Consider the following 13,348-nt stretch of genomic DNA (forward strand, 5'->3'; position numbering starts at 1 on the left):
GCCCCAGTAAACGGCGGCCGTAACTATAACGGTCCTAAGGTAGCGAAATTCCTTGTCGGGTAAGTTCCGACCCGCACGAAAGGCGTAATGATTTGGGCACTGTCTCAACAATGCACCCGGTGAAATTGAAATACCAGTGAAGATGCTGGTTACCTGCGCCAGGACGGAAAGACCCCATGGAGCTTTACTCCAGCTTGATACTGGGATTCGGTATTGCATGTACAGGATAGGTGGGAGGCTAGGAAGTGATAACGCCAGTTGTCACGGAGCCGCTGTTGGGATACCACCCTTGCAGTATTGGATTTCTAACCAGCGACCATGAACTGGTCGGGGGACAATGTCAGGTGGGGAGTTTGACTGGGGCGGTCGCCTCCGAAAGGGTATCGGAGGCGCTCAAAGGTTCCCTCAGAATGGACGGAAACCATTCGAAGAGTGCAAAGGCAGAAGGGAGCTTGACTGCGACACCGACGGGTGGAGCAGGTACGAAAGTAGGACTTAGTGATCCGGTGGTATAAAGTGGGATTGCCATCGCTCAACGGATAAAAGCTACCCTGGGGATAACAGGCTTATCACTCCCAAGAGTTCACATCGACGGAGTGGTTTGGCACCTCGATGTCGGCTCATCGCATCCTGGGGCTGAAGTAGGTCCCAAGGGTTGGGCTGTTCGCCCATTAAAGCGGTACGCGAGCTGGGTTCAGAACGTCGTGAGACAGTTCGGTCCCTATCCGGCGTGGGCGTAGGATATTTGAGAGGAGCTGTCCTTAGTACGAGAGGACCGGGATGGACTGGCCGCTGGTGTATCTGTTGCATACCAAATGCATGGCAGAGTAGCCAAGCCGGGACGGGATAAACGCTGAAGGCATCTAAGCGTGAAGCCCCCCTCAAGATGAGATATCCCTACGTAAGTAGTAAGACCCCTTGAAGACGACGAGGTAGATAGGTCAGAGGTGGAAGTGTGGTAACACATGGAGCTGACTGATACTAATCGGTCGAGGGCATGACCAAGCAAGGTGATAGGTAGGATGAAAGAAATATTTCTTGTATGTAGTTTTGAAAGTATATGAAAGATAAGAAACAATCAACGATATGTTGGTTGTTTTTTGTTATATAAATATAATTTATGAATTAAAATAATATTAAGATTTATAATTTTCTTTTTTTAGTCAAGTAGTAAGAAGCAATCAACAATAGCCACATGTTGATTGCTTCTTTAGATACCAAAGTATACAAGAAAAGTTGCCGATGGCAAGTTTTGGATATAGCAGACTTAGTTACAGCAAGGCTTACGATCGAATTCAGGATTGAATGCGTAGAAGTTCTTACTGTCAAGTTTATCTTGAACAATTCTCAGACTTTCACCGAAACGCTGATAATGAACAATTTCACGTTCACGGAGGAAGCGGATTGGATCGCAGACTTCAGGATCTTTTACCAGACGCAGAATATTATCATACGTAGTGCGGGCTTTTTGTTCTGCAGCCATATCTTCATGCAGATCTGTAATCGGATCACCTTTGGACTGGAATGTTGTAGCACTCCAAGGAGTTCCGCTGGCAGCCTGAGGCCAGAGTGCGAGTGTGTGGTCTACATAATATTTGTCGAAGCCGGATTTTTCAATTTGTTCTGGTGTAAGATTACGGGTAAGCTGATGCACAATGGCACAGATGATTTCAAGGTGAGCCAGTTCTTCGGTGCCTATATCCGTAAGAATTCCGGTAACTTCCTTATAAGGCATAGTATATCTCTGGGCCAGATATCTCATAGATGCAGCGAGTTCTCCATCTGGTCCACCGAATTGAGTAAGGATAATCTGGGCAATTTTCGGGTTAGTCTGAGTAATCTTAACAGGATATTGTAATCGTTTCTCATAATTCCACATAAATTAGCATCCCCCTTCCTGCCATGGCCATGGATCATTAATCCATTTCCAATAATCCATCTGTGTAGTTGCCGTATCAAGCGTGAGAGGACCGTAATATTTGGCATATTCTTTTAAGGCCTGCACGCGTTGCTTTTTAAATTCATCAAAAAATTCCAGTGCTTCGGTACAATTTGGGTGAGTGTCGAGAAATAATTTTACATCGTCTACAGCAAAACTGACAATATTTATCCATTCCAGGAGCTCTTTTTTACAAGGTCGGTTTTCGTTCATCTGGCCGCACCACCTTTCCAACAGAATGGGAGATTTAATTCCGCAAAAATAGTTCCACATCGGAATCCTTTTTCGACTTCATAAAGAGAACGCCATTCCTGCCACGGAACATAGGCCATAGCAATTGGGAGCCCGCTTAATTTGTCGTGTTCATGAATATTGCAGCACGATCTGGAAGGAGTGGATGGCGATACAGAAGCCGGCATTGTTCGGCTCCCGCCTACATGACATCCGTTAGAATTGTTCTGGCGCATATAATCAGGTGTATTATAACGATAATTTGGCATTTAAAATACTCCTTTCGTTAATGTTATGCAATAATATTGTATGAAAATTAATGAAAGTTGTGAATCAGACAGTTGTTTTTAAGAACGTATCTGAGTATAATAGATACGATTGGAGAGTAGAAATATGGTAAAAGAAGTTAATAAAGAGCACAAAAATGTGAAAATGACAAGGAAAAAGAAAAGGAGTGGAATTGTTTACTTTGATTATAGTCTGCTGGCAATACTGATTTGTCTTGTATGTTTTGGATTGGTTATGCTATATAGTACAAGTTCTTATAGCGCAATGATGAAACAGAATGGGGACAGTCTGTTTTATTTTAAAAGACAATTATTATTTTGCATTGTTGGTTTTATAGGAATGTGGCTGGTAAGTAAGATTGACTACCATTGGTACATAAATAAATCGAAGTTATTTTATTTCTTTTCTATTTTTATGATGTTTTTAGTAAAGACACCACTGGGAAAGGAAGTAAATGGCGCAAAAAGGTGGATCAAACTTCCATTTGGACAGCAGCTTCAACCTGCAGAAATAGCCAAAATTGCTGTTATATTATTTATTCCGGCACTGATCTGTACGATGGGTAAGGAGATTAAACCCTGGAGGGGAGTAATAAGAGTACTGGCATGGGGAGGATTTTCGGCGGCAGTTGTTTATCTGATCACAGACAATTTGAGTACAGCGATTATCGTGATGGGAATAACCTGTATCACGATATTTGTAGTACATCCGAAGACGAAGATATTTGTCGGCATAGCAGGTGTGGGAATTGTTCTTGCGATTGCCGGTGCAAGAATTCTGGGAACAATGATGGAAACGAGCGGAAGCTTCCGTCTGCGCCGTATTCTTGTATGGCTGAATCCGGAAAAATATGCGTCGGAAGGTGGATATCAGATCATGCAGGCATTGTATGCGATAGGATCTGGTGGCTTTTTTGGTAAAGGTCTAGGAAACAGTGCACAGAAAATGATCATTCCGGAAGTACAGAATGATATGATCCTTTCTATTATATGTGAGGAACTTGGAGTGTTTGGTGCAATTATGGTTCTGATATTGTTCGGTATGTTATTGTACAGACTTTTGTTTATTGCACAGAATGCGCCGGATCTTTACGGATCATTGATCGTAACCGGAATATTTGCACATATTGCATTGCAGGTAATATTAAATGTAATGGTAGTAATTAACTGTATCCCGACAACGGGAATTACACTTCCGTTTATCAGTTACGGAGGAACTTCGGTGTTGTTTTTGATGGCTGAGATGGGACTGGCACTGGGGGTTTCAGCAAGGATAAAAATTGCGGAATAAAAGACTTTCTTTTCTTGTGTAAATATGCTATGATGAATAATGTAGTATTTAAAACTACTTCTAATAGAAATAAGCGACCGAAAAAGAGTTTTTGTATCAATTATATAAAACACTCATGTAAGGTCACATTAGGAGGAAGAACATGAGTTACAAAGTTATCATAGATAGTTGTGGAGAATTAACAGAAGAAATGAAGAAGTCGGGCCATTTTGAGACGGCGTCTCTGCAGATCGATGTAGATGGACATCATATTGTTGATGATGAGAGTTTTGACCAGGCGGACTTTTTAAGAAGAGTAAAAGCATCGGGTGAATGTCCGAAATCATCATGTCCGTCACCGGAAAGATATATGGAAGAATATCATTGTGATGCGGAACATGTATATGCAGTGACATTGTCGGCAGAACTTAGTGGATCATATAATAGTGCTGTTTTAGGAAAGAATCTGTATGAAGAAGAGTATGGAGAGAAAGACATTTACGTGTTTAATTCAAGATCGGCATCCGTAGGTGAGACATTGATCGGTCTGAAGATAGCAGAATGTGAAGAAAAGGGCATGAGTTTTCAGGAAGTGATCGAAACAGTTGAATCTTATATTGAAGAGCAACACACATATTTTGTACTGGAAACACTTGATACGCTTAAGAAAAATGGAAGATTGAAAGGACTAAAGGCTGTTGTCGCAACGGCACTTAATATTAAACCGGTTATGGGTTCAACTCCGGAAGGCAGTATACAGCAGCTTTCGCAGGCAAGAGGAATAAAAAAGGGACTGGCTAAGATGGTGGATGAAGTAGCAGCCAATATGAAGAATACACAGGAAAAGATTTTAGCAATTTCACATTGCAATTGTGAGGAAAGAGCAAAGGCTGTAAGAGATATGCTTCTTGAACGTGCATCGTTTAAAGATGTTATTATTCTGGATACGGCAGGAATCAGTAGTATGTATGCGGCTGATGGCGGAGTGATTGTAGTTGTATAATTTTATCAGATATGATAGAATGAATACATTGATTGGAAAAGGAGCAAAAAACTATGAGCCAGGCTAAAGTAGACAGATATAAAGATGAAAAGAAAAACCGTAAAAAGAACATGAAGAAAGAAAAGGTTCAGAACATTATCAGAAGATGTGCAGTATGTGTAATAGCAGTTGCTTTGATCGGATGTGCAGGCTATTCTGTACATAATATATATGAGTCGAAAAAGCCGACGGAAAAGGTAACGGTTGATTATTCGGCAATGACAACTTTGAGCCAGTCATTAGCTGGAAATAGTGACACAACAGCTGAATAGTATAAAATAAATCTAGAAAGAATAAGTGAACAGAAGCATTTTCTGTTCACTATTTTTTTGCCTTAAAATTATCTTAATTTCTTAAAAAGGGTTGAAAACAGCAAAAAAGTAGTTTACAATGGGTTCAAGTGGTAGAAAGTGGTGAAAAGTGGAACAAAGTGGTAGAAAAGTGGATGCTGCAGGATGAAAGCTAAAAACGTAGCTCTGAAAGCAAAGTCCGGTGTTATACCATTGGAAAAAGGAGAGTCCTATGTTGAAAGGAGAGTACAGTCATAATATTGATGCCAAAGGGCGTCTGATCATTCCGGCTAAGTTTCGTGACGATTTAGGGGAGCATTTCGTCATTACGAAGGGAATGGAGAATTGTCTGTATGTATACCCGGAAGCAGAATGGACCGCTTTTGAAGAAAAACTTAACGCATTACCAACCACCACTGATAAAAAAGCACGTGCGTTTGCGTATTTCTTTCAGGGAAGCGCAGCGGACGGTGACCTTGATAAGCAAGGCAGAACTCTAATCCCTTCTGTACTTCGTACATTTGCACATCTGGATAAGGAAGTTGTATTCATAGGCATGGGGAAGCGTGCTGAGATCTGGGATAAGGCAAGATGGGATGAAAAGAATGCTGAAGTGGAACTTAACATTGAAGATATTGCATCTGATATGGAAGAAAGCGGATTCAGTATCTAGAGGGAGAAGATATGGGATTCGAACACAAATCAGTATTACTGAATGAGACAATTGAAGGATTAAACATCAAGCCGGATGGCATCTATGTAGATGGAACGCTTGGTGGAGGCGGACATGCATATGAAGTATGCAGACGCCTTGGTGAAAAAGGGAGTATTATAGGAATAGACCAGGATGAGGCGGCAATAGAAGCTGCCAGTGTCCGATTAAAAGACTTCGGGGAGAAAGTCACAATAATCCGAAGCAATTATTGTGATATGAAGTCAAAGCTTCATGAACTGGGAATTGACAAGGTCGATGGAATTGTTCTTGATCTGGGCGTATCATCTTATCAGTTAGATACGGCAGAACGAGGATTTTCTTATCGTGAAGATGCACCTCTGGATATGAGAATGGACAGACGTCAGAAGATGACAGCCAGAGACATCGTCAATGACTACTCTGAGATGGATTTATACCGTGTGATCAGGGACTACGGGGAGGATAAGTTTGCAAAGAACATTGCCAAACATATCGTAGCAGCACGTGGTACAAATCCTATCGAGACTACGGGGCAGTTGACAGAGATTATCAGAGCCTCGATACCAATGAAATATCAGAAAAAGTCTGGGCATCCTGCAAAAAGGACGTTCCAGGCTATTCGAATTGAATTAAACAGGGAATTGGACGTATTAAAAAATTCTCTGGATGACATGATTGAAATATTGAACCCTGGTGGAAGGTTGTGTATTATCACATTCCATTCGCTGGAAGACCGGATTGTAAAGAGTGCATTTAAGAAAAATGAAAATCCATGTACGTGCCCTCCGGATTTTCCTGTGTGCGTATGTGGAAAAGTTTCCAAAGGGTGTGTTGTTACCAGAAAGCCGATTCTTCCAAGTGAGGAAGAATTAGAATATAACAGCCGTTCTAAAAGTGCAAAGCTCAGAATATTTGAGCGCCGTTAGAGATAGGACAGGATATATGAACAATTAGAAAGGAGTGGCGTAAATGGCAGCAAGAGAAAGTTATGCAAGCGATAGACGCCAGTCCGGCGGATATAGTTCTGCGCGTTCGAAAGCGGGACAGGCTTATATGTATGGCAATGTAGTTGCAAAACCGGAATATGAACCAAAAAAGAACCGATCATCCGTAAAAAGAAGAAAAAAAGTAAGCAGACAGGTACAGAAAAATAGAAATCGTGCACTTCATATGAATGCAGCGTACGTAGTGTTCCTTACAATTGCAGCAACAATTGTGTTGCTATTGTGCGTTAATTATGTACGATTACAGTCTGAATTAACAAAGCATTCAAAGAATGTAACTGCATTGCAGGAAGAGCTTGCAGATCTGAAAGAGGAGAATACGACAAAGTATAATGCGGTCGTAGATTCCGTAAATCTGGATGAGATCCGAGAAAAAGCAATTAATCAGTTGGGAATGACATATGCCACACCAGATCAGATCGTGGAATATGATAATCCGGCGTCTGATTATGTGAAACAGTATGAGAATATCCCGGAAAATGGTGTGCTTGCTCAGTCAGACAAGAATAAGAAATAGGTGGGATTATGGCAAGAAAGAAGACAAATTTCTTTAAGAAAAAAATTTCAGGCCTTATGCAGAAAAAGCTAGTAATGCTCTTTGGAGCGATTATACTAGCTTTTGTTTTCTTGATAGGGTGGATTACGTATATTAATGCTTCGAAGGGCGAAAAATATACGAAGGTTGTATTAGATCAGCAGCAGTATAATAATCGTACGATTCCATTTAAGCGTGGAGATATCGTAGACAGAAATGGCACAAAACTTGCAACGAGCGAAAGAGTATATAATGTAGTAGTAGATGCCAAGACAATTACCAGTAATAAAAAGTATATCAATCCGACGATAAAAGCCTTATCAAAATGTTTTGATTTAAAGAAAAAAGATGTAAGAAAGCAGATCAAAAAGAATCCGAACAGCAGATATCTTGTACTGAAAAAGGGAGTAAATTACGAAGCATATCAGAAGTTTGAGAAGATTACATCTGACACTGATAAAAATCCTAACGTACAGGGAGTCTGGATGGAAGAAGATTATACGAGAAAATATCCATATAAGACACTGGCAAGTGACGTGATCGGATTTACAACAAATGGAAATGTAGGAAGCAACGGAATAGAGGCTTCTTATAATTCGATTTTAAATGGTACGGATGGAAGAGAGTATGGATATCTGGATGAAGATTCGGGATATGAAAGAACGGTAAAAGAACCAGATAATGGAAGTACGGTTGTCTCAACGATCGACCTTCAGCTTCAGAGTATTGTAGAACAACATATACTTGAATTTAATGAAGAGCATAAAAATGAAGCAACACAGGGTGAAGGAAGTAAGAATACCGGTGTGATCGTTATGAATCCCCAGAATGGTGAGATACTGGCGGAAGCATCATATCCGAATTACGATCTGAACAATCCGAGAGATCTGACAAAATATTATACAGAAGAACAGCTGAAGAAAATGACGGATCAGGAAAAACTGGATACACTGAATGATCTCTGGAATAACTATTGTGTCAGCAATACGTATGAGCCGGGTTCGACATTCAAACCATTTACAATTTCCGCGGGACTTGAGACGGGGGTTCTTACAGGAAATGAAAATTATGTCTGTGGCGGTGTCATGCACGTCGGAGATCATGATATTCATTGCAGCAACCGTTCCGGACATGGACCGGAGACTTTGAAGCAGGCTCTGGAAAATTCATGTAATGTGGCGTTAATGCAGATTGGTGCAAGTATAGGAACCGAGGAATTCTGCAGATATCAGAGGCTGTTCGGATTTGGCGAATATACAGGAATCGATCTGCCAGGAGAAGGAGAAACCAGCGGGCTGTTATATACACCGGCGACGATGGATCCGGCCAGTCTTGCGACGAACGCATTTGGTCAGAACTTTAATGTCACGATGACTCAGATGGCGGCGTCATTCTCTTCTCTGATCAATGGTGGTAACTATTATGAACCACATGTAGTAAAACAGATTCAGGATGATAATGGAAACGTTACAGAAAATAAGGATCCAGTACTGGTAAAGAAGACGATTTCAAAAGAAACAAGTGATATTATCAAAGATTATATGCTGGGTGTAGTAGAAGAAGGAACCGGAGCAAGTGCCGCAGTAGAAGGATATGCAGTTGGCGGTAAGACCGGTACGGCCGAAAAACTTCCTCGTGGTAATGGAAAATACCTGGTTTCATTTATCGGATATGCACCACAGGAGAATCCGCAGGTTATGGTGTATGTAGTTATTGACGAGCCGAATTCGGCTGTTCAGGCTAACAGTGGGTATGCAACACAGCTTGCGTCACAGATCATGACTGATATTTTCCCGTATCTTGGTATAGAGAAGAAAACGGATAGTGCTTCCAATACAGATACACAGACGACTCAGACAGCACAACAGTAAGTTATATGTTCATAACCCCATAAAAGTTTTCATATATTATTATGAAAATTTTTATGGGGATTTTTGTTATGAAAAATAAAACGTTTCATAAAAAGAAAATTCTGGTTGTTTTTCTGGCGGCGTTTATCCTGATTCTGTATCTGATCGGAAGACTGGTATATCTGATGGTATTTGATGCAGAGTACTATCAGCAGAAAGCAGAAGATCTGCATGAAAGGGAACGGGATATTAAGGCAGCAAGAGGTGAGATCATTGACAGAAATGGAACCGTACTTGCAACCAATCGGACGGTATGTACGATTTCTGTGATCCACAGCCAGATTGAAAATCCTGAAAAAGTAATCGAAAAATTGTCAGAGTTTCTGGAAATGGATGCAGACCAGGTTAGAAAAAAAGTAGAAAAGATTTCATCGATAGAAAGGATCCGGTCCAATGTAGATAAAAGAACAGGAGACAAAATCAGAAATCTTGGCCTGGCCGGTGTGAAGGTAGACGAGGACTTTAAACGTTATTATCCGTATAATGAGCTGGCATCTAAGGTGCTGGGATTTACAGGAGGGGATAATCAGGGAATTGTAGGACTGGAAGTAAAATATGAAAAGTACCTGAAGGGGATAAACGGAAAGATTCTGACAACAACGGATGCCAGGGGGATTGAACTGGATGGTGTGGCAGAGGACAGACTGGAACCGGAAGCAGGAAATACGTTGAGGATCAGCCTGGATTATACGATGCAGAAGTATGCACTACAGATGGCTGAAAAAGTGAGAACGGAGAAGCAGGCTGACAAAGTGGGAATTATACTTATGAATCCACAGAACGGAGAAATCTATGCAATGGTGAACGTTCCGGAATTTGATCTGAATCAGCCGTTTATGCTGAATAATGAAGAGACAGGTGAAAACCTGACGGATGAACAGAGACAGGATGCATTAAATCAGATGTGGAGAAATGGCTGTATTAATGATACCTATGAACCGGGAAGTACATTTAAAATTATTACGGCATCGGCAGGACTGGAAGAAGGAGCAGTGCATCTTACAGATCAGTTTAGCTGTCCGGGGTATAAAGTTGTGGAAGACAGGCGGATCCGCTGCCATAAAGTTGGGGGACATGGGGCGGAAAATTTTGTACAGGGGATACAAAATTCATGTAATCCGGTATTTATTGAAGTAGGATTAAAGATAGGAGTGGATCGTTTTTTTGATTATTTCAGACAGTTTGGGCTGATGGATCTGACCGGGGTAGATATACCTGGAGAAGCAGGAACGATTATGCATAAAAAAGAAAATGTAGGGCAGGTTGAACTTGCGACGATCAGTTTCGGACAGTCATTTCAGATTACACCGATCCAGCTTGCAACGACGGTGAGTGCACTGGTTAATGGAGGAAGAAGGGTGACTCCGCATTTTGGAATGGAAGTATTGAGTGCGGAAGGAAAAAAAGTGAAAACATTTCGATATAATGCAAAAAAGCATATTGTGTCTGAAAAAACATCACAGACAATGCGGGAACTTCTGGAGAGTGTAGTGGCAGAAGGGTCCGGAAAGAATGCATATGTAGAAGGATACAGGATCGGGGGAAAGACGGCAACTTCCCAGACACTTCCGAGAAGTGCCAACAAATATATATCATCTTTTGTAGGATTTGCACCGGCAGATGATCCGCAGATCCTTGGAATGTGTGTAATATATAATCCACAGGGAGTCTATTACGGAGGAACCATTGCGGCACCGGTGATCGGAAAAATTTTTGAAAATATATTGCCGTATCTTGGCATTGAAAAACAGTAGGAAATGCAGTATACTAGGTAAAGTTAGAGATTAACTGAATAACAAAAGAATTAAAGAGGTGGATTATGGATTATAAAGTGTTTATTCCAGTATTGATTTCATTTGTATTAAGTGTGATTCTTGGTCCTCTTGTAATACCAGTACTTAGAAGACTGAAGATGGACCAGACGGAGAGAGAGGACGGTGTACAGTCTCATCTTAAGAAGACGGGAACTCCGACAATGGGAGGAGTAATGATCCTGCTGGCTGTTGTGATTACTTCAGTTATTTATATTGGTCGTTATCCAAAGATTATTCCGATTCTGTTTCTGACACTTGGTTTTGGACTGATCGGATTCCTGGATGATTATCTGAAAGTTGTGATGAAACGTTCTGACGGCTTATATCCAAAGCAGAAGATGGCTCTTCAAATCGTAGTGACTGCGATCTTTGCATTTTATATGGTTAAATTTGCAGGAGTTTCGCTTACGATGCTGATTCCATTTACAGGTGGAAAATATCTGGATATCGGATGGGTTGCGATTCCATTGATGTTCTTTGTTGTAATTGGAACTGTTAACGGTGTAAACTTTACAGATGGTCTGGATGGTCTGGCATCAAGTGTTACCGTACTTGTAGCAACATTTTTCACGGTGGTTGCGATCGGTACCAAAAGTGGAATTGAGCCAATTACCTGTGCGGTTGTAGGAGCACTTCTTGGGTTCCTGCTGTTTAATGTATATCCGGCCAGTGTATTTATGGGAGATACAGGTTCGCTGGCACTTGGAGGATTTGTTGCTTCAGCGGCATACATGCTTCAGATGCCAATCTTTATTATCATTGTTGGATTTATCTATCTGATAGAAGTATTATCGGTTATGATCCAGGTAACATATTTTAAAAAGACCGGCGGTAAGAGAATATTCAAAATGGCGCCGATACATCATCATTTTGAGCTGTGCGGATGGTCAGAGACGAGAGTTGTTGCAGTATTTTCTATTATTACAGCAATCTTATGTCTGATCGCTCTGATGGCTATGTAGGAGGATATCATGGAAGTAAAAGGTAAGAAAGTACTTGTGTTTGGTCTTGGAATCAGTGGAATCGGAGCAGGACAGATTCTTGAAAGACATGGTGCAGAAGTAATAATGTACGATGGAAACCAGAAACTGACAGAGGAAAAGATAAAAAAACAACTTGGAGAAGACAGCAGTGCCAAGATCGTGATCGGAGATTTCCCGGAAGAAGTTCTGGAAAATCTTGATATGACAGTATTAAGTCCGGGTGTGCCGACGGATCTTCCTGTGATTGAAAAAATGCGTGAGCAGGGAATTACGGTAATTGGAGAAGTCGAGCTTGCATATCAGTTCGGTAAAGGTGATGTCCTTGCAATTACCGGTACAAATGGTAAAACAACCACAACGACACTTCTGGGAGAGATTATGAAGAACTATCAGGAAGATGTCTTTGTTGTGGGAAATATTGGAACACCATATACAACAGCAGTTGAGAAGATGACAGACAATACAATCACAGTTGCCGAGATGAGCAGTTTCCAGCTGGAGAGCATTGTGGATTTCAGACCGAGAGTAAGTGCAATCCTGAATTTCACACCGGATCATCTGAATCGCCATCATACGATGGAAGCATATGTCAATGCAAAGAAAAATATTGCAAAGAATCAGACAGAAGATGATTATTGCATTTTAAATTATGAGGACAGGCTTACAAGAGAATTTGGAGAAGAAATCAAAGCAAATGTTCTATATTTCAGCAGTCAGCGTAAACTAGAAGAGGGAATCTATCTCGAGGAAGGCAATATTATTTACAATTATGGCGGAGTAAAAGAAACAATCTGTCATGTGGATGAATTGCAGATCCTGGGAACGCATAATCATGAGAATGTTATGGCAGCATGTGCAATGGCAGCAGTTTATGGAGTGCCGGTAGATGTGATACGTGAAAGCGTCAAGGCATTTAAAGGAGTAGAGCATCGTATTGAATATGTAACAGAGAAAAAAGGTGTTACATATTACAATGATTCAAAGGGAACAAATCCGGATGCGGCGATCAAGGGAATTCAGGCAATGAAGCGCCCGACAGTATTGATCGGTGGAGGATATGATAAAGGATCTGAGTATACAGAATGGATTAACAGTTTTGACGGTAAAGTAAAAAAACTGATCCTTCTTGGGGATACAAAAGAGAAGATAGCAGCAGATGCAGAAAAATGTGGATTTAAAGACTATATGTTTGTAGATTCATTTGAGGAAGCAGTTCTTACTGCAGCAAAAATTGCAGAGTCAGGAGAGGCAGTTCTGCTTTCACCTGCATGTGCAAGCTGGGATATGTTCCCGAGTTATGAAGTACGTGGAGAGAAGTTCAAAGAAATTGTAAATTCCTTATAAGGAGT

Annotated in this window: 13 protein-coding genes and 1 rRNA gene (1 of these 14 cut by a window edge); 11 read left to right on the forward strand and 3 right to left on the reverse strand. The window is 41.0% G+C overall.

Annotated features, from left to right (window positions below):
- Window positions 1-1,005 (forward strand): 23S ribosomal RNA (locus tag NQ508_RS05015) (it extends 1,888 nt beyond the left edge of the window).
- Window positions 1,006-1,267: 262 nt separating this feature from the next.
- On the opposite strand, the gene NQ508_RS05020 is transcribed toward NQ508_RS05015, so the two are convergent.
- From NQ508_RS05020 to NQ508_RS14120, 3 genes are read right to left on the reverse strand one after another with little or no spacing between them, the layout of a single operon-like run.
- Window positions 1,268-1,879 carry a manganese catalase family protein gene (locus NQ508_RS05020; protein WP_006427114.1) on the reverse strand — a complete coding sequence of 204 codons (612 nt, stop codon included), beginning with the start codon at window positions 1,877-1,879 and terminating at the stop codon, window positions 1,268-1,270.
- A gap of 3 nt (window positions 1,880-1,882) precedes the next feature.
- Entirely contained in the window at window positions 1,883-2,152 is a 270-nt protein-coding gene (locus NQ508_RS05025) for a spore coat protein CotJB (RefSeq protein ID WP_022414988.1), read from the reverse strand.
- Window positions 2,149-2,439 (reverse strand): spore coat associated protein CotJA, encoded by a 291-nt coding sequence (locus NQ508_RS14120; RefSeq protein ID WP_022414989.1) that lies wholly within the window; start codon window positions 2,437-2,439, stop codon window positions 2,149-2,151. The genes NQ508_RS05025 and NQ508_RS14120 overlap by 4 nt, the downstream gene beginning before the upstream one ends.
- Window positions 2,440-2,563: 124 nt before the next feature.
- Here NQ508_RS14120 and NQ508_RS05035 point away from each other — a divergent pair, with 124 nt between their 5' ends.
- The 10 genes from NQ508_RS05035 to murD all read left to right on the forward strand — a co-directional run bounded on the left by NQ508_RS05035 (window position 2,564) and on the right by murD (window position 13,343).
- On the forward strand, window positions 2,564-3,748 hold the full coding sequence (locus tag NQ508_RS05035; protein WP_006427112.1) for an FtsW/RodA/SpoVE family cell cycle protein: 1,185 nt from the start codon (window positions 2,564-2,566) through the stop codon (window positions 3,746-3,748).
- A gap of 142 nt (window positions 3,749-3,890) precedes the next feature.
- Window positions 3,891-4,730, forward strand: a complete 840-nt coding sequence (locus NQ508_RS05040) for a DegV family protein (RefSeq protein WP_006427111.1) — start codon at window positions 3,891-3,893, stop codon at window positions 4,728-4,730.
- Between the two features lie 53 nt (window positions 4,731-4,783).
- A complete protein-coding gene (locus tag NQ508_RS05045) occupies window positions 4,784-5,041 on the forward strand; it encodes a hypothetical protein (RefSeq protein ID WP_006427110.1) in 258 nt (85 codons plus the stop codon).
- Between the two features lie 250 nt (window positions 5,042-5,291).
- On the forward strand, window positions 5,292-5,732 hold the full coding sequence (gene mraZ, locus NQ508_RS05050) for a division/cell wall cluster transcriptional repressor MraZ (protein WP_006427108.1): 441 nt from the start codon (window positions 5,292-5,294) through the stop codon (window positions 5,730-5,732).
- Window positions 5,733-5,743: 11 nt separating this feature from the next.
- Window positions 5,744-6,679, forward strand: a complete 936-nt coding sequence (gene rsmH / locus NQ508_RS05055; protein WP_006427107.1) for a 16S rRNA (cytosine(1402)-N(4))-methyltransferase RsmH — start codon at window positions 5,744-5,746, stop codon at window positions 6,677-6,679.
- Window positions 6,680-6,722: 43 nt separating this feature from the next.
- Window positions 6,723-7,274: a hypothetical protein gene (locus tag NQ508_RS05060; RefSeq protein WP_006427106.1), complete on the forward strand. Its 552-nt coding sequence runs from the start codon at window positions 6,723-6,725 to the stop codon at window positions 7,272-7,274.
- An 8-nt stretch (window positions 7,275-7,282) separates the two neighbouring features.
- Window positions 7,283-9,163 carry a peptidoglycan D,D-transpeptidase FtsI family protein gene (locus tag NQ508_RS05065; protein WP_006427105.1) on the forward strand — a complete coding sequence of 627 codons (1,881 nt, stop codon included), beginning with the start codon at window positions 7,283-7,285 and terminating at the stop codon, window positions 9,161-9,163.
- Window positions 9,164-9,231: 68 nt separating this feature from the next.
- Window positions 9,232-10,956, forward strand: coding sequence for a peptidoglycan D,D-transpeptidase FtsI family protein (locus tag NQ508_RS05070; RefSeq protein WP_044919803.1), 1,725 nt, complete (start codon window positions 9,232-9,234; stop codon window positions 10,954-10,956).
- Between the two features lie 65 nt (window positions 10,957-11,021).
- On the forward strand, window positions 11,022-11,978 hold the full coding sequence (mraY, locus tag NQ508_RS05075; RefSeq protein ID WP_006427103.1) for a phospho-N-acetylmuramoyl-pentapeptide-transferase: 957 nt from the start codon (window positions 11,022-11,024) through the stop codon (window positions 11,976-11,978).
- A 9-nt stretch (window positions 11,979-11,987) separates the two neighbouring features.
- The gene (murD, locus tag NQ508_RS05080; RefSeq protein ID WP_006427102.1) at window positions 11,988-13,343 is read left to right on the forward strand and encodes a UDP-N-acetylmuramoyl-L-alanine--D-glutamate ligase; all 1,356 of its coding nucleotides are present in this window, start codon (window positions 11,988-11,990) and stop codon (window positions 13,341-13,343) included.
- Window positions 13,344-13,348: the final 5 nt, after the last annotated feature.

The organism is Dorea longicatena, from assembly GCF_025150085.1.
Taxonomy (GTDB): domain Bacteria; phylum Bacillota; class Clostridia; order Lachnospirales; family Lachnospiraceae; genus Dorea_A; species Dorea_A longicatena.